Origin of the sequence: Couchioplanes caeruleus (genome assembly GCF_023499255.1) — a bacterium.
Taxonomy (GTDB): Bacteria; Actinomycetota; Actinomycetes; order Mycobacteriales; family Micromonosporaceae; genus Actinoplanes; species Actinoplanes caeruleus_A.
This window is the reverse complement of the sequence record NZ_CP092183.1, coordinates 4,508,907-4,533,510: the sequence shown is the minus strand read 5'-3', so window position 1 is coordinate 4,533,510 and position 24,604 is coordinate 4,508,907. Positions and strand designations below refer to the sequence as shown.

Sequence of the window (24,604 nt, the reverse complement as noted above, 5' to 3'; positions counted from 1 at the left end):
CGGTACGCGAGCCGAGCGGCGGACGTCCGGGGGTCACAGCCGGATCAGGTCGGCGATCTCCTCGGGCAGGCCCGGCGACGTCATGGCGTGACCCATCCCGGGCACGACCTTCAACACCGCGCCCGGGATCGCCGCGGCCAGCGCCTGGCCGTGCGCAATCGGATAGAACGGATCCTGGTCGCCGTGCACGATCGTGGTCGGCGCAGTGATCGACGACAGCGGAACGATAAGGCCGGGATCGGGCAGCCACACCGCCCGGTGATGGTTCGCGGCGGCGGCCGGGTCGATGGCGCGGGACCGTGCGAGCTCCAGCATCGCCCGGGCGGCCGGCTCGTCGAACGGCCGCACCGGCCCGTTGAAGATCCGGAACAGCGCCATGTCGGACTCCACCCCGGGCGCCAGCCCGGCCGCCGGATGCGCGAGGAAAGCCGGCGAGGGCGGCGGCAGGTCGTGCGGGTCGGCCGGCTCCCCGGCCCGCGCCCGCGCCCACACCGGACGCGGGTCGTGGCCCATCGGAGAGCTGGACATCACCGTCAACGACCGGACCCGGTCCGGCGCGTGCACCGCCAGCCACTGCGCGAGCATGCCGCCCAGGGAGGCGCCGGCGACATGAGCGGACCGGAGTTCGTAGCCGTCCAGCACCGCCAGGCAGTCACGAGCCAGGTCCCCGATCGTGTACGGGTGAGCGTCGAAGTCCACGACGCTGGACCGGCCGGTGTCGCGATGATCGAACCGGATCACCTGAACGCCGCGCTCGACGAGCCGCCCGACCAGCGCGTCGGGGCAACTGATCGCCTGCGCGGCCGACCCCATGACCATCAGGACAGCGGGCCGCCGGGGATCGCCGAACCGCTCGGTCCAGATGCGCAGCGGCCCGGAAGCAACGAAGCGCTCCACCATGGCGGGCACGGTAGCGGCTTACCACCGACGACCGTCGGCAATTTCCACTGGCGTCCTCACTCGCCTCTCGTGGGCGGTTGCGGCTCCCTCGGCGTCGTGTGTCGTTCGAGGTAGGCCCGTACGGCGTCCAGCAGGGAAGGGTTCTCCTCCACTGCCCAGGTGATCAGGTTGCACCGTTGGCACAGCAGCTGCCGCACCGCACCGGTTCGATGGTCGCGGTCGACCGCGAGTCGCCTCGGAGCGCCGCCGCGGCCACGCGCGGTCTCGGCTTCGCGGCAGATCGCGCACACACCCTGTTGGTCCGTGAGCATTTGCTCGTACGCCGCGGGGGTCAGGTTGTACTTCTCCCGGAGAACCTGCGCATGGGAAACCTTGTCACCGTCTTTCGCGGCGTACCGCTCCCGTTTGTCGCTGCTGATGCACGTCTTGCAGGGACGACGGGGCTGCGTGGTGTGCAACTGGTCGTAGAACGCGTCGCGGGGTTTCGTCTCGCCGCACTTCGCACAGAACACCGGCTCATCGGGCACCACTACACCATACAGCCAGTATGGTGTAACCACATAACTGTCATTATGGTGCGTGGGCGTTATGTCCGATTCTTGGATTAACGGATTACCGGTAATAGCAATCCAGTAATTAACCCACGGTGTCGTCTGCGCGGCTGCGCTCAACTCCGTTGCTGGAGACTGCTTTCTCAAGCACTCTCTACAGGCGTGCCCTCCGACGAACGCACGACGATTCAGCTGGGCGACCCCAGGGCGTTGCAGGCGTACGCGCACCCGCTGCGGCTCAGCCTCATCGGACTGCTCCGGCGCAACGGGCCGATCACCGCCACCTGGCGGGCGACCACCGGCAGCACCTCGTGGACCGATGACTCGGACGACCCGGAAGCGCGCGCCGCAGCCGACCAGCTGAACGCGGCGATCCTGCGGCCGTACGTGCGGCGGGCCGAGGCGTGTCTCGCAGTCCGCGGGAACGAGACATGATCTACGTGACCGCCCAGCAGCTGACCACCCTCACCGAGCAGATCGACGCGTTGCTGGAGCCGTACCGGGACAAAGCCGCGCGGGCCGAGGGATCCCGGGCGGTCTCCATCGTGCAGACGGCGATCCCGGCGCCGGAGGGCGGCGCGTGACCACCGACGCCCGGCGCGGCCCCGCGCTGCTGCGCGACCGGGTGTTCCGGCACTACTGGTCCGCGCACGTCGTGTCCCTCGTCGGCGACCAGGTCACGCTGATCGCCATCCCGCTGCTCGCCGTCCTGACCCTGGGCGCGGGGCCGGCCGAGATGGGTTACCTGACTGCCGCCGTCCTGGTCCCGAACCTCTTCCTCTCGCTGCTCGCCGGGGCGTGGGTGGACCGGCGGACGGACAAGCGCAAGGTCATGATCGTCGCGGACGTGGGCCGGGCGGCGCTGCTCGCCGTGGTGCCGGTGCTGGCGTACGCCGGGGTGCTGCACCTGTGGCACCTCTGCGCGCTGTCGTTCGCCATCGGCACGCTCACCGTCTTCTACGAGGTCGCCGACGGCAGCCTGTTCGCGTCGGTGGTGCGGCGGCCCGACTACATCGCCGCCAACTCGCTGACCAACGGCGCCCGCGCGTTGTCGTACGTCGCCGGCCCGGGCCTGGGCGGTGTCCTCGTGCAGGTGCTCACCGCGCCGTTCGCGCTGGTGGCCGACGTGCTCTCGTACCTCGGATCGGCTCTGCTGCTGGCCAGGATCGCCCCGCCGGAGACCGCGGCCGCCGCCGGCGACGACCGCAGGCTGCACCTCGGATCAGGGCTGGCGTTCATCGCCCGGTCCGCGGTGCTGCGGCAGTTGCTGCTCGGCGCCACCGCGTTGAACCTCTTCAACTACGTCTTCCACGCCCTGATGATCCTGTACGTGACCACCACCCTGGGCATCTCCCCCGGGCTGCTCGGCGCGCTCGTCGGCATCGGCTCCGTCGGCGGGCTCGCCGGCGCAGCGCTGACCGGCCGGCTCATCCACCGGTTCGGCATCGGCCCGGTCACGGTGCTCGGGTACGTGGCGTTCCCGCTCCCGCTGGTGCTGATCCCACTCGCCGACGGCCCCCGCCCGGCGGTGATCGGCATGCTGCTCGCCGCGGAGTTCCTCTCCGCGATCGGCGTGATGATCCTCGACATCGCGGTCGGCTCGCTGCAGACGGCGGCCACCCCGGCGTCCCGGCTGTCCCTGGTCAAGGGCGCACAACGCACGGTCAATTACGGGGTACGCCCGATCGGCGCGCTGCTGGGCGGAGCGCTGGGCGAGCTCATCGGGGTCCACGCCGCACTGTGGATCGGCGCTGTCGGGGCGTTGGCGGGTGTCTTCTTCGTCCTGAACTCCCCGGTCCCGCGGATGAGGGACCTGCCGGACCTCTAGAGCGCGGCGACGTCATCCAGCAGGCGCGGCGAGGCAAGTGCCCGCCAGGAGCTGAAGACGGTACGGAAGTAGGCGCCGTACCGCTCGGCGATGCGGGGATCCTGCTCGGACACGTCCAGTTCGTTCACGATGCTCAGATCCGCGAACGCGGTCGCGTCCGCGGCGGAGAGCACGACCGACTGCCCGCTCCAGCGGTCCACCACCCGGCGCGTACGGCCGAAGTCGTCCCATGTGCGTGAGCGGTCGCAGCCGCCGTACGTGTGGATCAGCGCCTCGGCCCGCTCGCCGACCAGCGCCCGCAACGGCTCCCGGTCCGCCGGATCGCACAGCGTCACGTCGAAGCCGTCGGTGCCGTACGCGGCGTGCGCCAGGCCGGCGAGGCACACGTCCCGGTCGTGCCCGAGCGCGCCCAGCCGGTCATGGACGCGGCCCAGATGCGCGTACAGGGTGCCACCCGGATGCTCGATCGCCTCGGTGCCGCGCTCGCGCAGCCAGGCCCTCACGTCGTCGGGGTTCATGACGTCAGGCGTACCAGCCGGCCGCTCCGCAGCGCCACCCCGGCCGCGCCCCCGGTACGGTCGAGGGGTGAGCATCGCATCCCCCTCGACCGTCGTCCTCGGCAACCGCTTCGCGCAGGACCTGCCCGAGATGGCGGTCGCGTGGCAGGCCGACGAGCCACCGGAGCCGCGCCTGCTGGTGCTCAACGAGCAGCTGGCCACCGAGCTGGGCCTGGACGCGGAGTGGTTGCGGACGCCGCAGGGTGTGGGGCTGCTCACCGGCACCGCCGTGCCGGCCGGGGCGACGCCGGTGGCGCAGGCGTACGCCGGGCACCAGTTCGGCGGTTTCGTTCCGCGACTCGGTGACGGGCGTGCCCTGCTGCTGGGCGAGCTGCCCACCTCGCCCACCAGCCGGGACCTGCACCTGAAGGGCTCGGGGCGCACGCCGTTCGCGCGCGGCGGTGACGGGCTCGCCGCGGTCGGGCCCATGCTGCGCGAGTACGCGATCAGCGAGGCCATGCACGCCCTCGGCATCCCGACGACCCGGTCCCTGGCGGTGGTGGCCACCGGCCGCGCGGTGCAGCGCGAAACCCCTTTGCCGGGCGCGGTCCTGGCCCGGGTCGCCGCCGGCCACCTGCGGGTCGGCAGCTTCCAGTACGCCCGCGCCACCGGCGACACCGGCCTGCTGCGCCGCCTCGCCGACCACGCGATCAGCCGCCACCACCCGCACGCGGCGCGGGCGGACCGGCCGTACCTCGCGCTGTTCGAAGCAGTCGTCGCCGCGCAGGCCGCGCTGGTGGCGCGCTGGATGCTGGTCGGTTTCGTGCACGGGGTCATGAACACCGACAACATGACGATCTCCGGCGAGACCATCGACTACGGTCCCTGCGCGTTCATGGAGGCCTTCGACCCGGCGACGGTCTACAGCTCCATCGACCACGGCGGACGATACGCGTACGGGAACCAGCCGGTCGTCGCCGAATGGAACCTGGCCCGGCTCGCCGAGGCCCTGCTCCCGTTGCTGCACGACGAGCAGGAACAGGCGGTCGAGCTCGCCACGCAGGCGCTCGGCGGATACCGCCCCCGGTACGCGCAGGCCTGGTCCCAGGGCCTGCTCGCCAAGCTCGGCCTGCCGCCGGACACCGGCGACGCGACGGCGTCCGCCCTCATCGACGACCTCCTGCCGGCCCTGCAGGAGAGCCGCACCGACTTCACCACGTTCTTCCGCGCCCTGGCCGAGGCGGCCCGGGGCGACATCGGCCCGGTCCGGGCCCTGTCCGTCGACCCGGCGGCAACGCAGGACTGGGTGTCCCGCTGGCGTGCCCTCACGCCGGACGCGGACGCCATGGACCGGGTCAACCCGCTGTACATCCCCCGCAACCACCTGGTCGAGGAGGCGTTGGACGCGGCGACCGCGGGAGACCTCGAGCCGTTCACCCGGCTGGTCGAGGTGGTGCGCGAGCCGTTCACCCGCCGCGAAGGGCTGGAGCGGTACGCGGCCGCCGCACCGCCGGACTTCGGCGCGTACCGGACCTTCTGCGGCACCTGAGCAGCGCGGACTGCCCGCGTGCCGTGCTCTCCTGCGGTGAATGGGCTGGCTTGAGTGACAGGCCCGGCCCCACCCACTTGCTTTGCTCGCGCGGGTTGAGGTCTGGGCTGTGCCGGCCGTAGATCGTTTGGCTGGCGGCTGCGCATCCCCGCAACCACCTGTCGTGGCCGCGATGTCCGTTGTTGCGGCGTGGCAAGCTCGGGCCGGTGATCGATGACGTCGCCAAGGAGTACCTGAACCGCCAGCTCACCTGGACCCGTCAAGCGGTGGTGTGGAAACTCGACGGTCTGTCCGAGTACGACATCCGGCGTCCGCTGACCGCGACGGGCACCAACCTGCTCGGGCTGGTCAAACACCTGGCAACCTGCGAGGCCTGGTACTTCGGCGAGGTCTTCGCCCGCCCGTTCCCGCAACCGCTGCCGCACTGGCGCGAAACGGACGGCAGCGACCTGTGGGCGACCAGCGCCGAGTCCCGGGAGGACATCATCGGCTTCTACCAGCGCGCCTGGACCCACGCCGACGCAACGATCGCGGAGCTGCCCATCGACGCGCCCGGCCACGTCCCGTGGTGGCCGACGCCCGAGGTGAAGCTGTTCACCATCATGGTCCACGTACTGCAGGACACCAGCCGGCACGCCGGTCAGGCGGACATCCTGCGCGAGCACCTCGACGGCCGCACCGGCGTCGCGGCCGAATACGAGGACCAGACCGATACGGCGGCCCGCGCAAACCTCCGGGCGACGATCGAAGCGGCCGCGCAGGCAGCGGCGGGCCGCACAGAACATCCCGTCACCGCGGGACAGGGCAGCGCCGCAGGGCGGAAGGATGCACCAGGCCAGAGCGGCGCTCTGTCCCCCAGCGGCGCCGAAGGCCAGACGGATGCTCCAGGATAGAGCGGCGGCGCGAGACCAAGCGACACCGAAGGGGGCAGAAGGGGCGCCGCGAGACCGAGCGACGCCGCAGGATAGAGGGCCGCCACGGGGGACAGACCGGTGTCGTGGGACAGGGCCGCGCCAACGGACAACCAGGCATGCCGGGCTGGGCGCGCATCGTGCGACAGCCCAGCACCGCGCGGGACAGGCCGCTACGCCCCCGCTCTTCACCACTCGGGTAGGTCTCCACCCGCCAGCCCCTACCGGTCCGCTCAGCCTTGCAATCCCGGTCGGACCCGCATCACCTCCGGCCCTCGTCCCGTCCCGTCCAACTGCCCCGATTTCATCCGGCCAACTCCCCGGTTCAGGCCGGTCCCGTCCAACCGCCCGGCCCTCGCCCGCCCTCTCGCGGGTCCGCTGAACAGCTCGACGCTCGTCCTGACCCGCCACACCGCCCACCCAGCCCCGGTCAGGCCCCGCAGAGCCTCCGGCGCTCATCGGGGCGTGCTTACGCGACCCGGTCAGCCGTCGGCCGTGTCGGCCGGTGCCGGCGGACGCCAGCCCCGGCGTCGCCCGTGCCGTACCGCCGCGGCGAGCAGCAGAACCAGCACCACCACGCCCGCACCCACCGCGGCCACGATCAGCGACATGTCCTCGGCCTCGGCCCGCCGCGCCGCGAGGGCCACCGTCGCGGGGTCCTCGGTGTGCATGACCATCGGTGGGGGCGCTGCTGGGCTGTCCGGGCCGAGCGTCTCGGTGAGGGCGCGGTACGGGTTGACGATGCCGTAGCCGTACTGCTCGCTGTGGGCGCCGCCCGGGGCCGGGTCGGTGGTCGCCAGGATGCGCCGGGCCACCTGTGCCGGGGTGAGCGACGGGAACCGCTGCTTGACCAGGGCGGCCGTGGCGGACACGTACGGCGTGGCGTAGCTGGTGCCGCTGCCGCTGGTATGTCCGGCGCGCCGCGCGGCCACGGTGACGTCGACGCCCGGTGCCATCACGTCCACGTACGTGCCGTGCTGGCTGAAGTCGCCGCGAACGCCGTTGACGTCGGTGGCGCCGACCCCGATCACGCCCGGGAAAGCCGCTGGGTACGGGGGCAGGTTGCGGCCGTTCTCGTCACCGTCGTTGCCGACCGCGGCGACGATGACGACGCCCCGGCCGAGGGCGCGCTCGACGGCGGCGCGCACCTGGTCGTTCTTCTGCGTCATCACCAGGGACATGTTGATGACGTCGGCATTGCCGCCGGTCGGGCTGGCCGCCCAGTCGATGGCCCGGGCGAAGGTGCCGGGGCTGGTCTGCGGGCCGCTGGGTGCGCCGTCGGCGGTGGGGATCTGCTCGCTGACGCGCACCGGCACGATCGTCGCATCGGGCGCGAGCCCCTGCAGGCCGGAGCCCTGCAGGTGGCGGGCGGCGATGATGCTGGCAACCGCGGTGCCGTGCCCGATGCAGTCCTGCTGACCGCCGGCGCTGCCGTGCAGGTAATCCTTGCCGCGCGCGACCTGCCCGCGCAGCTGCGGATGGGTGCCGTCCACACCGGAGTCGAGCACGGCCACCCGCACCCCCGCACCGGTGGCGAAGGGTGCCAGCCGCTCGGGCGCGAACATCTGCGTCTCGTACGGCGTGGCCGCGCTCACCTTGCCCGCGCCGGGCTGCTGGGGGCACACGTACGCCTTGGCCTGCGCCGGAGCGGCCGGCAGCAGCGCCGTGACCGCCACGGCGACGACGATCGACGCCTTGCTGAATCTCATCCTGACCCCCGTACAACGACCGGGTTGGATGCTACCGAGCCGGTGCCCGGGCCGGTGACCCCGAGTCATGATCGCCATGACCTTGTCAGATTCGGTGTGACCTGGGCCGCGATTGACCGGCTCACCGGCCCGCCGCTAGGTTGTGGGAACCATCTGCGGCGTCGTGAGGGAAACCGGTGAGAGTCCGGTGCGGTCGCGCCACTGTGAACGGATCCGTCCAGGGTTCGTGAGTCAGGACGCTCACGCGTCGCAGGCCTGTCGATACGGGACGCGTCATCCCGCAAGGAGGTCTGATCCGTTATGTCCAAGGTCCAGGCAGTTCGCCCGGTCAACCCGCCCGCCGTGTCCGCCCGTGTGTTGTGGACGGCGGCCGCCGTGGTGGTGGGGCTGTTGCTCCTCGCGTACCTGGTGGCCTTCGACCAGGGTGCGGTGTCGCGCAGCGGCATGTACCTGCACGAGCTGATGCACGACGGTCGCCACCTGCTCGGCGTGCCGTGTCACTGACGGCACCCCGCACCACGCCGACGTACGGCGCGATCCTGTTGCGGGGCCTGCTCGCGGGCCTCATCGCGGGGCTGCTCGCCGGCGGGTTCGCGTACGCGTTCGGTGAGCGAAGCGTGGACGCGGCCATCGCCATCGAGGAGGCCACCGCCCACGCGGACGGCGCCACGGCCGGCGATGACCACCACGGTGAGGACGCGCTGGTCTCACGCGAGGGCCAGAAGGGCGGCCTGATCCTGGCCACCGCCCTGTACGGCGTGGCCATGGGCGGGCTGCTCGCCACGGCGTACGCGTTGCTTCGCCGGCGTCTGCGCACGCGCGACGACGCCCGGGCGTCGCTCGGCCTGGCCGGCGCGGCGCTGCTGGGCCTGGTGCTCGTGCCGTTCGTGAAGTACCCGCCGAACCCACCGGCGGTCGGCGACCCGGCAACGATCAATCAGCGGACGATCAGTTACGTGTCCATCGTCGTGATCGGTCTCGTCGCGGTCTGGGCCGCGGTGGTCGCCGCCCGCTCGCTGCGCGCCGGCACGCAGGAGTGGCTGCGTGCCACGGCGGCTGTCGGGGCGTTCCTGCTGGTCGTCACGGTCGGCTACGTCCTGCTGCCGTCGATCGACGAGGTGCCGGACACGTTCCCGCCGAGCCTGTTGTGGGACTTCCGGATCAGCTCACTGGGCACGCAGGTCACGCTGTGGACCGGACTGGGACTGGCGTTCACCGGGTTGCTGTCCCGGCTGACCGCGCGCTCGGCCGCGGCGCGTGGGAAGACGGAATCAGTGCCGGTGTGAGCGGTCTGCGGCTGCTCGCGTGCGCCCCGACAGCGGCCCTGCGGGGCGCACGGTTCGGCGGTGACGACGACATCGACGAGGGCGGCCTGCGGGCCGCCCTCGCGCTCTCCCCGTTCGCCCGCGGCGACCGCTGGGTGTGCGCGCCGTCGCGGGCGGCCCGCGAGACCGCGCAGGCGCTGGGGCACTCCGCGGCGGTGGAGCAGCAGCTCGCCGACCCGGACGCCGGCCGCTGGGACGGCCTGAGCCTGCAGGAGGCGGCCGCCGCGGACCCGGACGGCCTGCACCAATGGCTCACCGACCCGCGGGCGGCCCCGCACGGCGGCGAGTCGCTGGCCCGGGTCCGCGAGCGCGTCGGCGAATGGCTGGACCTGGTGGCCCGCCAGCGCCTCGTCGCGGTCGCCCACCCGATCGTCGTACGGGCGGCGCTGGTGCACGCCCTCGGCCTGCCGGGCGAGGCGGTGTGGAACCTGGAGGTCGCGCCGCTCTCGCTGACCCGGCTCACGTACCGCTCGGGCCGCTGGCGCCTGCACTTCCCGGCCGCGGACTGACCCGGGCTGACCACGGCTGTCATAACGGTCGAGCCGGCCCCCACCTGTTCCCGGCCGTCGTGACGGTCGAAGTGGCCCGCAGCTGCTCCCGGTCGGCGGACTGACCGCGGCCGTCGTGACGGCCCGGTCGCCGCGGTTGCACCTGCCGGCCTGCAGGCTGACCGACTCACACGGTGCCCGCCGCCTGCAATCGCCGCGATCTCAGCCACGCGGCTGTGCCGGGGACATCTCCGCCACCGGCGCGGTTGCCGGAAAGTGTCGGTGGGTGCCGTTAGGGTCGGGTCGCGATGGCACACGACGATGCTTCCCCGACGACGCGGCCGGTCCAGCCGCGTTCCGTGCTGACGGTCACCGTCCCCGACCAGCCGGACCACTCGGACCAGCACGACGACGGCCCGGCCACCTACGGCGAGGTCCTCGCTCACGCTGAACCCGCCCCCGAGACGCGGCCGTGCGCGCACTGCGGGCGTCCCGTTCCGCAGCGGGCCTCCGCCGGGCGCCCGTTCCGGTACTGCCGGGACAACGACGGCGAGTGCCAGCGCGCGTCGCGCAACGTGCGGATGCGGCACCGGTCGTCGCCGGGCCTGGCCGGTCAGGTCGCGCGGACGTGGGAGGTCGTGGACCGCCTCGATCAGCTGGTCGGCACGCTGAGCGAGGCACTGCACGCGGAGATGTCCCCGGCGGGCGTGGAACGTCAGGTGGCGGAGGTGCGCGCCGAGACGTCGCGGCTGGTCGCAGCCGCGCACACGGAGCGGGACGAGGCGCGCCGGGACGCCGATCGGGCCGCGGAGGCCGCCGGGGCCGCCGTGCAGGAGGCGGTGGTCGCGCGCGCCGAGCGCGATGACGCTCTGCAGGCCGCGGACACGGCACGGCGCCTGGCGGAGACGGCATCCGCGGACGCACGGCGGGCGGTCGCGGCCCGCGACGAGGCCCAGGCCGCGGCGAGCGCGGCCGCTGCCCTGCGGGTGCAGGCCGAAGCGGATCGCGACGCTGCGCGGCGGGAGGCCGATGAGCTGCGGCGCGAGCTGGACGCGGCCCGCCGTGAGACCGATTCCGTACGCAAGGAGCTGGGCGACGCACGGCACGAGGCCGACACGCGCGCCCGTGAGCTCGAGCAGGCGCTGTCCGAGCTGCGTACGGCCCGGGCCGAGCGGGACACCGCCCGCTCGGAGCGGGACGCCGTTCAGGGCGAGCTCGTGACAGCCCAGGCCGGGTGGGACGCGGCCCGCGCCGACCTGCAGCGTGCGGCGGAGGAGACCGTTGCCGTGCGGGCGGACCTGGCCCGCGAGAAGGCGGATACGGAGGCGTTGCGGCGTACGGTGGACGAGGTCCGAGCCGCCACCGAGCGTGACCGCGCCGCCCTGGCGCGGGCCACCGACGAGGCGGCGGCCGCGCGCCAGGCCGCCGAGCGTGACGCCGAGGAGCTGCGCCGGCGGGTCGAGACGGCCCGCGCGGACGCCGACGCTGCGCACGCCCGGGTGGCACAGCTGTCGGCGCAGGTCAGCGACCTGGCGTCGGCGCTGGCGGCACTGGGATCCGGCAGCGGGAATCGGTGATCGCAGGCTCACCGAGCCCGCGGACGACGCCCGCTGAGTCTGCGGACGGCACCTGCTCACGGCGGTCGCCCGCCCACCGAGCGCGCAGGCCGCGCCCGCTGAGCGAGACCGGCCGCTTGCCGAGCACGCAGACGGCGCCTGCTGAGGGAGACCGGCCGCTTGCCGAGAGCGCAGACGGCGCCTACTGAGGCTTTCGGCTGGGCCCGCTAGGGGGTGGCCGGCCGATCGGCGCGCGGCAGCAGCCGGCCGGGAGCGTCGGGCAGCAGCGCGCGCGATCGGCATGCTGCGAGCGTCTGGCCGGCGGGGCAGGTGGACAGCAGCTCGGGGTAGGCGTGCCCCGCACAGTCGCTGCCGGCGTATCCCGGGCGAGGCGTTGTGCAGCACCTCGCGGCGACTGGTTCAAAGCCGGGGAGGCGGACAGCGGCAGATTGCGCACATGGCGGGCCGGGTGTCGGGCAACGGATCGCACTGGGGACCGGTGATGGTGGGTGCGGTTGGCTCAGAAGCGGCCGGTGGGGGACGATAGGCGGGGGGAAGTTCGGCCGTTGGGTAGGTTTACGGTCGAGTGACCGGGATCGCACCATCCGTAGGTCTCTCAATATCCCGTAAAGTGGACCAAGGTCCACTTCAGGACGGGGCTGACACGGCCGATGGGCGGCCGTGCCGGTTACGCTCGAAGCGTTAACACCGTCGACACACGGCGGTCGCCAGGAATCTCGCGACCGTCCCTTTCGTTACACCAACGGAAGCAGCACCACGAGCGAGGGGAAAGCCGATCATGGGCGAACGCATGCTGCGCGGCAGCCGTCTTGGCGCAGTCAGCTACGAGTCCGACCGCAACACGGAGCTGGCGCCCCGGCAGACCCGCGAGTACCTGTGCGTGAAGGGTCACCAGTTCGAGGTGCCGTTCGCCGTCGATGCCGAGGTGCCGATCACCTGGGAGTGCAAGTTCGACGGCAGCGTCGCGCGACTGGTCGACGGCAACGAGCCGGAGCAGAAGAAGGCCAAGCCGCCGCGTACCCACTGGGACATGCTGCTGGAGCGCCGGTCGATCTCGGAGCTGGAGGACATCCTCAACGAGCGGCTCCAGGAGGTTCGCACCCGCCGGGGGCGCTGACCCGCGGCACACCTGATCGCCGTTCCACCGACGTGGTGGGGCGGCGATTTGCTGTGTCCGGAACCCGTCGCGCCGAGAAGCCGTGGGTTGTGCCACGCGCGGCAAAGCGGCGGGGTGAGCGACCGCGGCGACGAGGCCGGCGGGTCGAACGGTCGCGCGACGACGCTGCGGGCTGAGCGATCGCGGCGGCTAGGCGTTGCGTCGAACGGTCGCGCGACGACGCTGCGTCGCGCGGTCGGGCGGCAAAGCGGCGGGGTGAGCGATCGCGCGGCGAGAAGGGCCGGCCGGGCGGCGGGTCGGTGACGGCGTGATCGGCAGCGGGTGGGGCGGATGTCTGCTACACCGGGGGCGACACGGCCGGCGGCTCTGCGGGCGCGAGATCATCGTCGTCGGCCGTGTTTTGATGCGGGCACCGACCTGCCGCAGCTCAGCGGACGATGTCTCCTTCGACGACCTCGCCGGAGATGATTTCGCGGGAGGGTGCGCGGGGTGCCGGGGCCGGGTCGTCGACCGGGTCGGCCTGGTGGACGCGGACGTGCCGGGGGCCGAACAGGTCACCGGCGACCGTGGCCGACAGGCGCCGTTCCGCGGCGCGTTCCACACCGCGGCGGGCCAGGTAGCGGCCCGGCGGGATGATCAGCACGAGGCCGGTGACCGCGGTGAGGAAGCCGGGCATGGCCAGCAGCAATGCGCCGAGCAGGCCCACCAGGGAGTTGCTGACCTGCGCGCCGGGCGGGCGGCCGGCTTCGGCGGCGGCGCGGAACGAGCGCCAGCCTCGGATGCCTTCGCGGCGCAGCAGGGCCAGGCCGGCGACGCTGGACGCGGCCAGCAGCAGCACCGCCCAGCCGGCGCCGAGGGCGTGGGCGACCGCGGCGAACACCACGATCTCGGCCGCCGCGAGCAGCAGCAGCCCCACGGGGAGCAGGGCCAGGACCCGACGCATTCTCATCACCCTCCCGGGTGTCACACCGACCATCCCAGCATGACACGCACAGGCTGAGCGAAAGCTGTGCGCCGGCGCCCCGTACCCGGCAAGCCGCGGTCGAAGGGACGGCCCCGTGCCGCGGCAGAGGCCGTGGTCCGGGCGAAACCCCCGGTCACAGCGGGAGCCGGTCGACGGGCCGCGGGCCGGTGGGAACCCCGGTCAGGGCCAGGTCGACGGCTGCTTCGGCTTGCGTCCGAGCTTGCTCATCAGCGCATCCCGGCGTGCCGCGGCACCCCACACGGTCACCCGCAGCAGCTGCTCCTTGAAGATGTTGCCGCTCATCTTGCTGACGCCGTGCTCCCGCTCGGTGAACGTGATCGGGACCTCGGCCATGCGGAAGCCGTGCCGGTACGTGCGCCAGGCCAGCTCGACCTGGAACGAGTAGCCCTGCGACGCCACCGTCGACACGTCGATCGCGTCGAGCACGGGCATGCGGTACGCGCGGTAGCCACCCGTGGCGTCCTTGAACGGCATGCCCAGCGCCATGCGGATGTAGATGTTGCCGCCGCGCGAGAGCAGGAGCCGGTGCAGGGGCCAGTTGTGCACGCTGCCGCCGGGGATGTAGCGGGTGCCGAGCACCGCGTCGGTGTCGCGCAGCGCGTCGAGCAGTTTCGGCAGCTCTTCCGGGGCGTGCGAGCCGTCGGCGTCCATCTCCACGACGGCGTCGTAGCCCTTGTCCTTGGCCCAGGCGAAACCGGCGACGTACGCGGCGCCGAGGCCTTCCTTACCGGCGCGGTGCAGCACGAACACGTGGTCGTCGGCGGCGGAGATCTCGTCGGCGATGGCGCCGGTGCCGTCGGGCGAATTGTCGTCGGCGACGAGGATGTCCACCGAGGGAACGGCGCGGCGTACCCGGTCGGTGATGAGCCGGACGTTCTCGGCCTCGTTGTAGGTGGGGATGACCACGAGCACGCGGCCGACCCCGGGGTATCCCTCCGAGCCCGTCGTCGTCGGATCTGCGTCGCTCACCGTTCCTCCGTCGTTCCCTCTGTGGCGGCCGTGTCGTTCCTGCGCCGCCGCCGCAGCGGGGCCGCCGCGGCCAGGGCGAGCACAGTCAGCGCGACCGCTGCGATCTCCGGCCAATGTCCCAGACGAGTGGCCAGCGTACGCGGTCCGCCCACGCGCATGTCATGCAGGACCACGGCGTCCACATTGAAGCCGGTCGCGCCGTGCACGGTGCCGTCGGCGGCGGCGAACGCGGACACCCCGACGGTGGAGACCATCAGGGCTTCGCGGCCGTGCTCGACCGCGCGCAACTGCACCATGGCGAGCTGCTGGCGGGCTTCGGCCTCGTTGAAGGTCGCGTTGTTGGTCTGCACGGCGAGGATCTGCGCCCCGCCGGTGACAGTCTCGCGCACGATGTCGTCGTACGCGACCTCGAAGCAGATCACGTCGCCGAGGGTCACCGCGGGGGTACGCACGACGCCCGGGTGGTCCCCGGCGACCATGTTCTGCACGAGGTCCACTTTGTCGGACACGAACCGCGCGATCGGGCGCAACGGCATGTACTCCGCGAACGGCACGGGGTGGCGTTTGACGTACACCTGGTCGAGGTCCGGGCCGGTGACCGGCATCCACAGGATGCCGGCGTTGCGGATCTCGCCGGGCACGTCGCCGCGCAGCACGGCGCCCACGAGGATGGGCACGCCGATCGCTTTCGCGGCGCCGGCGATCTGCTGGGCGGCGTCCTGGTTGCGCAGCGGGTCGATGTCGCTGGAATTCTCCGGCCAGATCACCAGCTCCGGTTTCGGCCGGCTGCCCTGGCGCACCTGCTCGGCGAGCGCCTCGGTGGCGCGCACGTGGTTGAGCAGCACCGCGGCCCGCTGGGCGTTGAAGTCCAGGCCGAGGCGCGGCACGTTGCCCTGCACGATCGCGACCGTGCGGGTCTGCTGCGCCGGGTGCGCCGTCGGCACGAGCGCCGGCCCGACGATGATCACGGCCGCGGCCAGCGCGAACCCGGCGGCGGGCAACCAGGTGCGGGGCCGCCACGTGCGCCAGGCCAGCGCGACGAGGGCACCACCGGCCGCGGCGGCGGCGAACGTCACCAGCGGCGCCCCGCCGAGCACCGCCAGCCGCAGCGCCGGCGCGTCACCCTGGCTGAACGCCAGCCGCCCCCACGGGAACCCGCCGAACGGCGCCCGGTCGCGCAGCGCCTCCTGCGTCACCCACAGCAGCCCGGTCAGCAGCGGCCACAGCGCGCGGACGCGGTCGATCAGCGGCGACAGCCACGCCGAGGCGAGCCCCAGCAGGCCGAGATAGGCGGCCTGCGCGAACGACAGCAGCATCCACGGCAGCCACCCGGCGGCGATGTGGGTCCAGTCGAGCAGGGGCACGAACAGCACCAGCCCGGCCAGCATCCCGACGCCGAACCCGCCGCGCAGCCGCCGCCGGTGCGTCGCCGCGGCGAGCAGCGCCACGGACACCGGGGCCAGCCACCACAGCCCGTACGGCGGGAACGCCAGCAGCAGCCCGCCGCCCGCGGCCAGGCCCAGCAGCACGGACGCCCACAGCGGCAGGGGCCGCGGCGCGGGCGGGACGGCCCCGCCGGCGTCCGAGGGTGCCGGGCTCGGCTGAAGCGTCAACAAATCCACCCGCGGAAGGCTACCTGCCACGGGTCACGAACCCGTCGCGCCCACCCGCGGCCTGGGGAAAACCCGGCGACCAGCACGAACACCCGGCGCGGAAGCAGGAAGGCGGCGGCAGGCGAGGACGCGAAGCCGAAGCAGCGGCGGCAAACGGCGGACAGAAAGGAATCGGGGCGCGGCCTGCAGGCCGCGCCCCGATCGCACTTCCACGATCCGTCCCGGGCCGGTGCGCCAGGCGTCTGTCGCGGGACCTTCGGACCGACCCGCCGCGCGCTGGCTGCTCGCGTCGTGCCGTTGTCTACTGGCCTCGTTCCACCGCTGGCCCCACCGGGAGTGCGACCGGTCCGCGCCGCTCCGCCGACCCCCACCCCCTGGACCTGGCGTACGCGCGCGCGGTCGGGTTCTGCCGCGCGTGGCCAGTGGGCGAAGGAACGAAGCGAACAACAGTCACTTCCCGAAACAGGACCCGTCGACGGTACGCCGCACCCCCGGCGGCCTGTCAACCGGCGTCCCCGTACCTGGGCGTGTCGCGTTTCTCGGCGTGTCTGGCCGTGGACGCCCGGGGGTCACAGACCGTTCACCAACGCCGCCGCCGGGCCGGGATGATCTTCGGCGAGCAGGCCCGCCGCGGCCAGCACGTACTCGCGGTCGATCACCCGGCGCGTGGTGCGCGGAAGGGCCCAGCCGCCGGCCGTGTCGCCCAGCACCGCGTCGAGCACGGCGTCGCCGCCGCCGTGGCGCAGCACCCCGCCCGAGCCGACCACGAGCCGCACGTCGCGCAGGTCGCGGCCGCCGGTGCGGGGCTGCCCCGGCCCGGGCGAGTGACCGCGCGCGTGCCGGCGTACCGCGATCGCGGCGGCCGTGGCGGCCAGCGCCCGGTCCGTCGCCGCGTCGAACGGCAACCCGGCCGCGATGTCCGGTGCCGGGAGTTTCTCCGCGGCGGCCGCAACCACCACGCCGGGCGCGCCGACGCCGACGCCGAGGTCGCCTTCCACGGTGCGGGAGCGCCACAGCGTCCCGGCGACGTCACGCTGCGGCCCCTGCGACATTTCCGCGTCGGGGATCAGCGCCGAATACACGTCGGTGGTCGCGCCGCCCACGTCGACCACCAGCACCCCGGCCGCGGTGACGTCGGCCAGCAGCGACACCCCGGCCAGCACCGCGTCGGGGGTCGCGCAGCGCACCAGCGACGCGAACCGCGTACCCCTCGACAGCTTTTTGCCGCCGATGACGTGGCGCAGGAAGACCTCCCGGATCGCCGCGCGCGCCGGCCCGGGGTCCAGGACCCCGATGCGGGGCAGCACGTTGCCCGTCACCGTCACCGGCACACCCCGCCCGGCCAGCACCCGCCCGGCGTCCGGGGCGGCCGCCGCATTGCCCGCCACCACCACCGGCACCCGCATCCGCGAGGTCGCCAACCGGCCCGCGTTGTGCCGCAGCGTCTCCTCGTCACCGCCGTCCGTGCCACCGACCAGCAGGATCACATCCGGTCGCGCCGCGCGCAGCGCCGCCACCGCCCGACCGTCCAGCGGGCCCGCGGCCACGTGCACCACCCGGGCACCGGCCGACAGGCCGACCCGGTGCCCCGCCTCCGCCGTGACCAGCGCCTCGTACCCGACGACCGCCAGCCGCAGCCCGCCACCGGCCGACGAGCACACGTACAGCTCGTCCGCGCCGCCGACGGCCGCGACCGCCTCGTCCAGACCGTTCAGGACGTCGGAACCGGACGTCGTCGGCACCTCGGCCCGCGCCAGCAACCGGCCCGACGCGAGATCGACCCCGCAGGCCTTCGTGTACGTGGACCCGACGTCGACGCAGACGGCCCGGCTCAAGACGTCACGGGCACGACCACCGTGCCCGTGGCGGTCACCGCGACGATCGGCTCGTCGAGCACCCGCGCCGCCGAACCGCCCGTGCCCCGGCACACCACCGTCGAGGTGAAAGCGATCCTGCGCGAGCGCGTACCCATCTTCACGACCGTGGCCGTCACCTCGAGCACGTCGCCCGCCTGCACGGGCGCCTTGAACTGCACGTCGTCGTAGGAGGCGAACAACCCCTCGTCGCCGTCCAGCTGGATGCACACGTCCGTCGCGACATCGCCGAACAGCCCCAACGAGTACGCCCCGTCGACCAGATTTCCCGCGTAGTGCGCGTGCGAATAAGGGACGTAGCGGCGGTGGGTCACGGTAATCACTTTGCGGCTCCGATCAGGGCATGGACGAGGTAGGAGGCGACCTCCCGGGGGGTCGTGCCGCGCGAGAAGATCCGGTCGACGCCCAGCTCGGCGGCCATCAGCTCGTCGAACCGCGGCCCGCCGACGATCAGCAGCGGCCGCTTGCCCGCCGGCATCGCCTCCCGGAACGCCGCCGACATCGCCCGCGTGTTGTGCAGATGCGCGTCGCGCTGCGTCACCACCTGCGACACCAGCACCGCGTCGGCCTTCTGCGCCCGCGCCGTCTCCACCAGCTCCGGCACCGACACCTGCGCGCCCATGTTCGTCACCGCGAGCTCCCGGTAGTACTCCAGGCCCTTCTCCCCCGCGATGCCCTTGACGTTGAGGATCGCGTCGATGCCCACGGTGTGCGCGTCCGTGCCGATGCACGCCCCGACCACGTTGAGGCGCCGCCGCAGCCGCCGCTTGATCACCGCGTTGATCTCCTTGGCGCTCAGCAGCGGGAAGTCCCGCTCCACCACCTGCACCTTGTCGGTGTCCACCAGATGGTTCGCCCGGCCGTACACGACGAAGAAAGTGAACCCGTCGCCCATCGGCTTCGCGTGCACGAGCATCGCCGGGTCCAGGCCCATCTTGTTGGCCAGCTGCACCGCCGCGCCCTCGGCACGCTTGTCGTGCGCCAGCGGCAGCGTGAACGACACCTGCACCATGCCGTCACCGGTGGTGTCCCCGTACGGACGCACGATCGTCACGACAGCACCTCCGTCACCGGGTTGAAGTAGTCCTCCGCGTGCCGCGCGACACCGTCGAGGCCCTTGCCCCGGTCCGCCGGCCGCTTCATGATCCCGAAAGTGCCGTCCGCGATCGCGTCCAGCAACGTGTCGTCCACGATGCGTTCCAGCAGCTCGACGGCCTCACCCAGCACCTCGTGCGCCCGCGACTGGATGAACCCGCCCGGCGCCGGCACGAAGTCCTCGTGCAGGTTCCCCGCGCCGTTGAGCACGTACCGCACGTTCTGCAGCGCGATGTCGCGGTCCGACAGCCACGGCGTCACCACCGCCTCGGTCATCATCCCCACCAGCAGAATCCCCTGACCGGTCAGCGCACCCACCAGGTTGAAGAACCCATCGAGCAGGTTCCCGCGGAACACGTCACCGGTCATGTGCTTCGTCGGCGGCATCCACTTCAACGGCGCGTCCGGGAACAACTCCCGCGCCAGCAACGCGTGCGCCAGCTCCAGCCGGAACGACTCCGGCAACTCCGGATTGATCTCGAACGCGTGCCCCAGCCCCAGCTGCCAGTCCGCCAGCCCCGCCTCGTGCGCGAAGAACTCGTTCAGCAACTGCGACACCGTCACCGTGTGCGCCGCCTCGACCGCGTCCGCCGTCGTCAGATAGTTGTCCTCACCGGTGTTGATGATGATCCCCGCGCGGGCGTGCACCTGCCGTGAGAACCGCTGATCCACGAACGTGCGGATCGGGTTGATGTCGCGGAACAGGATCCCGTACATCGAGTCGTTGAGCATCATGTCCAGGCGCTCCAGGCCGGCCAGCACCGCCATCTCCGGCATGCACAACCCCGACGCGTAGTTCGTCAGCCGCACGTACCGGCCCAGCTCCCGCGACGTCTCGTCCAGCGCCGCCCGCATCAACCGGAAGTTCTCCTGCGTCGCGTACGTGCCCGCAAACCCCTCCCGCGTCGCACCCTCCGGCACGTAGTCCAGCAGCGACTGCCCCGTCGACCGGATCACCGCGATCACGTCCGCACCCGCCCGCGCCGCCGCCTGCGCCTGCGGGATGTCCTCGTAGATGTCCCCGGTCGCCACGATCAGATAGATCCACGGCCGCCGCGGCGCATCCCCGAACCGCTTGACCAGCCGCTCCCGCTCCACCCGGCGCCGGTCCACGACCTTCAGCCCCGCGGTGGCCGCCCTCGTCGCCGCCCGCCGGGCCGCGGTCAACTCACCCTTCTTCTCCGGTACGCCGAACCGCACCGCACCCGCGGCCGCCTTCTGCGCCAGCACGGTCACATCGTCCAGGCCCTCACGCCGCAACGCGTCGAACACCGGCACCGCCACACCGTGCGCCAGCCCCACATCGGCGACCACCGCGTCCACCAGCCGGTTCACCCACGGAATCCCGTCGGAGTCCGCCCCGCGCACCCCCGCCAGGCGCAGCACCGCCCGCTCCACCGACACGGTCGTGTGCGACCGCGCCAGATCCACGACCGGCTGCCCCGCCCGCGCGGCGAGCTCCCTCGCCCGCCGCACGACCGTCGGGTCCAGACCCAGCTTGCCCACGTCACTCCTCGTAGATCGGCACACCGGACAACACCGTCCGGCGGCACACCGGCCGCGCCGGCACCTCACCGTCGACACCCGCCAGCAACGCCGGCAGGCCACCCTCCAGACCACCCGGGGTGTCCCACACCGCGAACGTCGCCTGCGCCCCCGGCGCCAGCACCCCCGCGTCGTCCACCCCCGCCGCCCGCCAGCCACCCCGCGTCGACGCCCCGAACGCCGCCCGCACACTCATCCGGTACACCGGATTACGCGGCGCCGCCGCGGCCACCACCGCCGCCCACGGATCCAGCGGCGTCACCGGCGAATCCGACCCGAACGCCAGCGGCACCCCCGTCGCGTACATCGCACCGATCGGGTTCGACGCCAGCGCCCGCTCCACCCCGAGGCGCTGCGCGTACATCCGGTCGTGGCCTCCCCAGAGTGCGTCGAACACCGGCTGCACGCTGGCCACCACCCCGAACTCCACCATCCGGGCGATCATCGCCTTGTCCGCCAGCTCCACGTGCTCGATGCGGTGCCGGCCCGCCCGCAACCGATCCACCCCCACCACCTTCGCCGCGACGGCGAAGCCCTCCAGCACAGCCTCGATCGCCGCGTCCCCGATCGCGTGGAAACCGCCCTGAACCCCCAGCTCGATGCACTCCAGCAGATGCGCGCCCGCCTCCTCGGCCGACACGAACGCCTCACCACACCCCGGCCCGTCCACGTACGGACTGCGCACCGACGCCGTGCGCGACCCCAGCGCCCCGTCCGCGTACAGGTCACCGGCCGCACCGACCGCACCCAGATCCTTGGCCCGCTGCACCCCGCCCAGCTCACCCCAGTAGCCGAACACCCGCGGCAGACCCTGCCCCGACAACGCCAGCACCGAACCGAAATCCGCCTCGCTCGACGTACCCGGGCCCGCGCACTCGTGCACCGCGGCCACCCCACGCGACGCCGCCAGCCGCAACGCCGACCGCTGCGCCCCCGTACGCTGCTCCGCCGTCAACGACCCCAGCGCCACCGCCCGCACCGCGTGATGCGCCTGCTCCCGCACCCAGCCCGACGCGTCGTACCCCGCCACCCCTTCGACGCCGGGACACGCCGCCAGCAACGACCGCGACGCCAGCGCCGAATGCACCGACGCCTGCGACAGATACACCCGCCGCCCCCCGGCCGCGCGCTCCAGCACATCCGCGTCCGGCGGCGTCTGCTCCACCCACGTCGACTCGTCCCACCCGTGCCCGTGCACCACCGCACCCGCCGCCCGCGTCGCCGCGAACGCCGCCACCGCCTCCACCAGCTCAGCGGCCGAACGCACCCCCGACAGATCCAGCCCGTCCGCCGCCAGCCCCGTGTCCGTGGCATGCAGATGCGCATCCACGAACGCCGGCGCCACCAGCGCACCACCCAGATCCACCACCGCATCCGCCGCCGGCGCGTCCTCCGCCGCACCCAGCCACCCGATGCGGTCGCCGCGCACCAGCATCGCCGTGGCCCGCGGCTCCGCCGCCGAATAGAACCGACCGTGGGTGTACAGCACCGTGTGGGAAGTCATGACCGTCAGTCTGCCGAAACCCGCGCCTCGAACAACGCCCGCACGGCAGGAGTGCGCCGCACCACATCCAGCGCGAACTCCGCATGCCCCGGCACATAACCGTTGCCCACCAGCATCGTCACGTCCGCCGCCAGGCCCTCCGCACCCAAAGCCGCCGCCGGGAAACTCGTCGCCATCGAGAAGAAGATCACCGTCCCGCCGTCCGCGGTCGACAGGATCGCCCCGTGCTCACAACCCGGCACATCCACACACACCACCGTCACCGTCGCCGGCGCCCCCAGCGCCCCCGTGACAGCCGACGACACCGCCACCGGATCCCGCGCATCAGAAACCGCGACGTGATCGGCCAGACCCGCCGACACCAGCGCGTCGCGCTCCGCGTCCGACACCACCACCGCAGCCGTACGCGCACCCGCCAGCCGCGCCGCCGTCAACGCCAGCGACCCGCTCTTGCCCGCACCACCCAGCACCGCCACCGACACCGGCCGGCCCGCAGCCACGTACCCGCGCACCACCCGGTCCGTCAACGCCGGCGCCCCGCACACGTCGAACACCGCCAGCGCCAGCTCCGGCGCCAGATCATCCGGCAGCACCGCCACCACCGAACGGCCGAACAGGATCGCATGCCCCGACGCCGGCACCTGCTCACCCCGGCCGTCCCAGCCCGCCAGAGCGTCGTCGATCACCAGCGGCGTCAGCGTCAGCGACACCAGCGTCGCCACCCGGTCACCCACCTTCACCGGCAACGGCGACTGCGGCCCGACCTCCTCCACCACCCCGATCAGCATCCCGCCCGACCCGGTGACCGGATTGTGCATCTTCCCCCGCGTACGGACGATCTCCAGCACCTCGGCCCGCACCGCCGCACCGTCACCACCGTGCTTGCCCGCCAGCTGCCGGAAACTCGCCGCGTCCAGGTTCAGCCGCTCCACCCGCACCCGCACCTCGTCGGGCCCCACCTCCGCCCGCGCGTCCAGCCGCCACGCCGCCTGCGGCAACACACCCACCGGCTCCAGCACCCGAGACAGCCCCACCGACGCCACGCCCACCATCCTCACGAGAAACAGCCTGTCCGACCGTCGGCGGACCGTAAATCCTCCGGATCGACGGTTTCTACACCGCAGATTCTCCAGTATCGTCGGAAACGATCAATCCTCAACCCCAGGAGGCACCGTTGACTCCCAGCGACGCCGGCACCCCGACCACCGCCGGACAGCCGTACGAGTACCAGCGCCGCCCCCTGACCGAACCCGACTGGACCCGCTTCCCCGGCTGGCGCGACGTCACCACCCAGCAGTGGGAATCCGCCCAATGGCAGCGCGTCAACTGCGTCAGGAACATCAAGCAACTCCGCGCCGTCATGGGCGACCTGCTCGACGAACGCTTCTACGACGACCTCGCCACCGACCAGCAGCGCCTGGCGACCATGTCGATGCTCATCCCGCCGCAGATGCTCAACACGATGGTCCCGGCCGAAACGCCCACCACCGAGAGCTTCTACGCCGACCCCATCCGCAACTACATGCTGCCCGTGGCCACCGACCGCCACCTCGACTGGCCGTCACACCCCCACGCCACCCGCGACAGCCTCCACGAACACGACATGTGGGTCGCCGAAGGCCTCACCCACCGCTACCCCACCAAGGTCCTCGCCGAGCTGCTCAGCACCTGCCCGCAATACTGCGGCCACTGCACCCGCATGGACCTCGTCGGCAACAGCACCCCCACCGTCGACAAACTCAAACTCACCCTCAAGCCCGTCGACCGCTACGACGCCCACCTCGCCTACCTCAAGGCCCACCCCGGCGTCCGCGACGTGGTCGTCTCCGGCGGCGACGTCGCCAACGTCCCCTGGAAACAACTCGAGACCTACCTCATGGGGCTGCTGTCCGTACCCACCGTGCGCGACATCCGCCTCGCCACCAAAGCCCTCATGGGCCTGCCCCAGCACTGGCTGCAGCCCGACGTCGTCGAAGGCCTCAACCGCGTCGCCATCACCGCTGAACGCCGCGGCGTCAACCTCGCCGTGCACACCCACGTCAACCACGTGAACTCACTGACCCCGCTGGTCGCCCGCGCCGCCCGTACGCTGCTCGAAGTCGGCGTCCGCGACGTACGCAACCAGGGTGTGCTCATGCGCGGCGTCAACGCCACCTCCAAGGACCTGCTCGACCTGTGCTTCGCGCTGCAGGGCGAGGCCGGCATCCTGCCGTACTACTTCTACATGTGCGACATGATCCCCAACGCCGAGCACTGGCGCGTCCCCGTCTGGTACGCCCAGCAGCTGCAGCACGACATGATGGGCTACCTGCCCGGATACGCCACCCCGCGGATCGTGTGCGACGTGCCCTTCGTCGGCAAACGCTGGGTCCACATGGTCGCCGAGTACGACCGCGAGCACGGCATCTCCTACTGGACCAAGAACTACCGCACCTCGATCGAACGCGAGGACGCCGAAGCCCTCAGCAAGCTGTACGCGTACTACGACCCGATCGACACGCTGCCCGAGTCCGGCCAGGACTGGTGGCGCAAACAGTCCGCCGAATAGCGCACACGAAAAGCCCCGG

At 72.5% G+C, this 24,604-nt stretch carries 23 protein-coding genes, 1 pseudogene and 1 riboswitch; of the genes and pseudogenes, 11 read left to right on the top strand and 13 right to left on the bottom strand.

Annotated elements, in window-relative coordinates:
* Positions 1–33: 33 nt before the first annotated feature.
* A complete protein-coding gene (locus COUCH_RS20960) occupies positions 34–900 on the bottom strand; it encodes an alpha/beta fold hydrolase (RefSeq protein ID WP_249606874.1) in 867 nt (288 codons plus the stop codon).
* A gap of 56 nt (positions 901–956) precedes the next feature.
* The gene (locus tag COUCH_RS20955) at positions 957–1,427 is read right to left on the bottom strand and encodes an endonuclease domain-containing protein (RefSeq protein ID WP_249606873.1); all 471 of its coding nucleotides are present in this window, start codon (positions 1,425–1,427) and stop codon (positions 957–959) included.
* Positions 1,428–1,613: 186 nt separating this feature from the next.
* On the opposite strand from COUCH_RS20955, the gene COUCH_RS39050 reads away from it, so the two are divergent.
* From COUCH_RS39050 to COUCH_RS20945, 3 genes are read left to right on the top strand one after another with little or no spacing between them, the layout of a single operon-like run.
* On the top strand, positions 1,614–1,886 hold the full coding sequence (locus COUCH_RS39050) for a hypothetical protein (protein ID WP_346015930.1): 273 nt from the start codon (positions 1,614–1,616) through the stop codon (positions 1,884–1,886).
* Positions 1,883–2,035, top strand: a complete 153-nt coding sequence (locus tag COUCH_RS39045) for a hypothetical protein (RefSeq protein WP_346015929.1) — start codon at positions 1,883–1,885, stop codon at positions 2,033–2,035. The genes COUCH_RS39050 and COUCH_RS39045 overlap by 4 nt, the downstream gene beginning before the upstream one ends.
* Positions 2,032–3,279: an MFS transporter gene (locus COUCH_RS20945; RefSeq protein ID WP_275979950.1), complete on the top strand. Its 1,248-nt coding sequence runs from the start codon at positions 2,032–2,034 to the stop codon at positions 3,277–3,279. Before COUCH_RS39045 ends, COUCH_RS20945 begins: the two co-directional genes overlap by 4 nt.
* On the opposite strand, the gene COUCH_RS20940 is transcribed toward COUCH_RS20945, so the two are convergent.
* Positions 3,276–3,797 carry a DUF6817 domain-containing protein gene (locus tag COUCH_RS20940; RefSeq protein WP_249606872.1) on the bottom strand — a complete coding sequence of 174 codons (522 nt, stop codon included), beginning with the start codon at positions 3,795–3,797 and terminating at the stop codon, positions 3,276–3,278. The genes COUCH_RS20945 and COUCH_RS20940 overlap by 4 nt on opposite strands.
* A gap of 67 nt (positions 3,798–3,864) precedes the next feature.
* On the opposite strand from COUCH_RS20940, the gene COUCH_RS20935 reads away from it, so the two are divergent.
* Complete coding sequence (locus tag COUCH_RS20935) at positions 3,865–5,325, top strand: protein adenylyltransferase SelO (protein WP_249606871.1); 1,461 nt, start codon at positions 3,865–3,867, stop codon at positions 5,323–5,325.
* Between the two features lie 206 nt (positions 5,326–5,531).
* Positions 5,532–6,104, top strand: a pseudogene (locus COUCH_RS20930) (DinB family protein); the annotation flags it as partial.
* 614 nt (positions 6,105–6,718) lie between these two features.
* On the opposite strand, the gene mycP reads toward COUCH_RS20930, so the two are convergent.
* Positions 6,719–7,945 (bottom strand): type VII secretion-associated serine protease mycosin, encoded by a 1,227-nt coding sequence (mycP, locus tag COUCH_RS20925; protein ID WP_249606870.1) that lies wholly within the window; start codon positions 7,943–7,945, stop codon positions 6,719–6,721.
* Positions 7,946–8,113: 168 nt separating this feature from the next.
* A riboswitch (cobalamin riboswitch) is annotated at positions 8,114–8,185 on the top strand.
* Positions 8,186–8,245: 60 nt separating this feature from the next.
* On the opposite strand from mycP, the gene COUCH_RS20920 reads away from it, so the two are divergent.
* The 5 genes from COUCH_RS20920 (at position 8,246) to COUCH_RS20900 (ending at position 12,452) form a co-directional block, all read left to right on the top strand.
* The gene (locus COUCH_RS20920) at positions 8,246–8,449 is read left to right on the top strand and encodes a CbtB domain-containing protein (protein ID WP_249606869.1); all 204 of its coding nucleotides are present in this window, start codon (positions 8,246–8,248) and stop codon (positions 8,447–8,449) included.
* Complete coding sequence (locus COUCH_RS20915) at positions 8,440–9,231, top strand: CbtA family protein (RefSeq protein ID WP_249606868.1); 792 nt, start codon at positions 8,440–8,442, stop codon at positions 9,229–9,231. The genes COUCH_RS20920 and COUCH_RS20915 overlap by 10 nt, the downstream gene beginning before the upstream one ends.
* A complete protein-coding gene (locus tag COUCH_RS20910) occupies positions 9,228–9,779 on the top strand; it encodes a histidine phosphatase family protein (protein ID WP_249606867.1) in 552 nt (183 codons plus the stop codon). The genes COUCH_RS20915 and COUCH_RS20910 overlap by 4 nt, the downstream gene beginning before the upstream one ends.
* A 287-nt stretch (positions 9,780–10,066) precedes the next feature.
* Positions 10,067–11,335, top strand: coding sequence for a serine/threonine protein kinase (locus tag COUCH_RS20905; RefSeq protein WP_249606866.1), 1,269 nt, complete (start codon positions 10,067–10,069; stop codon positions 11,333–11,335).
* A 778-nt stretch (positions 11,336–12,113) separates the two neighbouring features.
* Positions 12,114–12,452: an RNA polymerase-binding protein RbpA gene (locus tag COUCH_RS20900; RefSeq protein WP_015622005.1), complete on the top strand. Its 339-nt coding sequence runs from the start codon at positions 12,114–12,116 to the stop codon at positions 12,450–12,452.
* 427 nt (positions 12,453–12,879) lie between these two features.
* Here the strand turns inward: COUCH_RS20900 and COUCH_RS20895 are convergent, their stop codons facing one another.
* The 9 genes from COUCH_RS20895 to COUCH_RS20855 form a co-directional block, all read right to left on the bottom strand.
* On the bottom strand, positions 12,880–13,395 hold the full coding sequence (locus COUCH_RS20895) for an FxsA family protein (protein WP_249606865.1): 516 nt from the start codon (positions 13,393–13,395) through the stop codon (positions 12,880–12,882).
* A 201-nt stretch (positions 13,396–13,596) separates the two neighbouring features.
* A complete protein-coding gene (locus COUCH_RS20890) occupies positions 13,597–14,406 on the bottom strand; it encodes a polyprenol monophosphomannose synthase (protein WP_249606864.1) in 810 nt (269 codons plus the stop codon).
* Entirely contained in the window at positions 14,403–16,019 is a 1,617-nt protein-coding gene (lnt, locus tag COUCH_RS20885; RefSeq protein ID WP_249613771.1) for an apolipoprotein N-acyltransferase, read from the bottom strand. Before lnt ends, COUCH_RS20890 begins: the two co-directional genes overlap by 4 nt.
* A 569-nt stretch (positions 16,020–16,588) precedes the next feature.
* Positions 16,589–17,854 (bottom strand): glutamate mutase L, encoded by a 1,266-nt coding sequence (locus COUCH_RS20880; protein WP_249606863.1) that lies wholly within the window; start codon positions 17,852–17,854, stop codon positions 16,589–16,591.
* Complete coding sequence (locus COUCH_RS20875) at positions 17,851–18,216, bottom strand: hotdog domain-containing protein (RefSeq protein WP_249606862.1); 366 nt, start codon at positions 18,214–18,216, stop codon at positions 17,851–17,853. Before COUCH_RS20875 ends, COUCH_RS20880 begins: the two co-directional genes overlap by 4 nt.
* Positions 18,213–18,947 (bottom strand): OAM dimerization domain-containing protein, encoded by a 735-nt coding sequence (locus COUCH_RS20870; RefSeq protein WP_275979949.1) that lies wholly within the window; start codon positions 18,945–18,947, stop codon positions 18,213–18,215. Before COUCH_RS20870 ends, COUCH_RS20875 begins: the two co-directional genes overlap by 4 nt.
* Entirely contained in the window at positions 18,944–20,494 is a 1,551-nt protein-coding gene (locus COUCH_RS20865) for a lysine 5,6-aminomutase subunit alpha (protein ID WP_249606861.1), read from the bottom strand. Before COUCH_RS20865 ends, COUCH_RS20870 begins: the two co-directional genes overlap by 4 nt.
* A gap of 1 nt (position 20,495) precedes the next feature.
* Complete coding sequence (locus COUCH_RS20860; protein ID WP_249606860.1) at positions 20,496–22,037, bottom strand: amidohydrolase; 1,542 nt, start codon at positions 22,035–22,037, stop codon at positions 20,496–20,498.
* 5 nt (positions 22,038–22,042) lie between these two features.
* A complete protein-coding gene (locus tag COUCH_RS20855) occupies positions 22,043–23,080 on the bottom strand; it encodes an L-erythro-3,5-diaminohexanoate dehydrogenase (RefSeq protein ID WP_249613769.1) in 1,038 nt (345 codons plus the stop codon).
* A 131-nt stretch (positions 23,081–23,211) separates the two neighbouring features.
* On the opposite strand from COUCH_RS20855, the gene COUCH_RS20850 reads away from it, so the two are divergent.
* Positions 23,212–24,585, top strand: a complete 1,374-nt coding sequence (locus COUCH_RS20850; RefSeq protein WP_249606859.1) for a KamA family radical SAM protein — start codon at positions 23,212–23,214, stop codon at positions 24,583–24,585.
* Positions 24,586–24,604 lie beyond the last annotated feature (19 nt).

Excerpts from the sequence above, each read along its gene's own strand:
- COUCH_RS20960 (WP_249606874.1), bottom strand. The coding sequence starts at position 900 with ATGGTGGAGCGCTTCGTTGCTTCCGGGCCGCTGCGCATCTGGACCGAG.
- COUCH_RS39045 (WP_346015929.1), top strand. The coding sequence starts at position 1,883 with ATGATCTACGTGACCGCCCAGCAGCTGACCACCCTCACCGAGCAGATC.
- COUCH_RS20940 (WP_249606872.1), bottom strand. The coding sequence starts at position 3,797 with ATGAACCCCGACGACGTGAGGGCCTGGCTGCGCGAGCGCGGCACCGAG.
- mycP (WP_249606870.1), bottom strand. The coding sequence starts at position 7,945 with ATGAGATTCAGCAAGGCGTCGATCGTCGTCGCCGTGGCGGTCACGGCG.
- COUCH_RS20920 (WP_249606869.1), top strand. The coding sequence starts at position 8,246 with ATGTCCAAGGTCCAGGCAGTTCGCCCGGTCAACCCGCCCGCCGTGTCC.
- COUCH_RS20905 (WP_249606866.1), top strand. The coding sequence starts at position 10,067 with ATGGCACACGACGATGCTTCCCCGACGACGCGGCCGGTCCAGCCGCGT.
- COUCH_RS20900 (WP_015622005.1), top strand. The coding sequence starts at position 12,114 with ATGGGCGAACGCATGCTGCGCGGCAGCCGTCTTGGCGCAGTCAGCTAC.
- COUCH_RS20895 (WP_249606865.1), bottom strand. The coding sequence starts at position 13,395 with ATGCGTCGGGTCCTGGCCCTGCTCCCCGTGGGGCTGCTGCTGCTCGCG.
- COUCH_RS20860 (WP_249606860.1), bottom strand. The coding sequence starts at position 22,037 with ATGACTTCCCACACGGTGCTGTACACCCACGGTCGGTTCTATTCGGCG.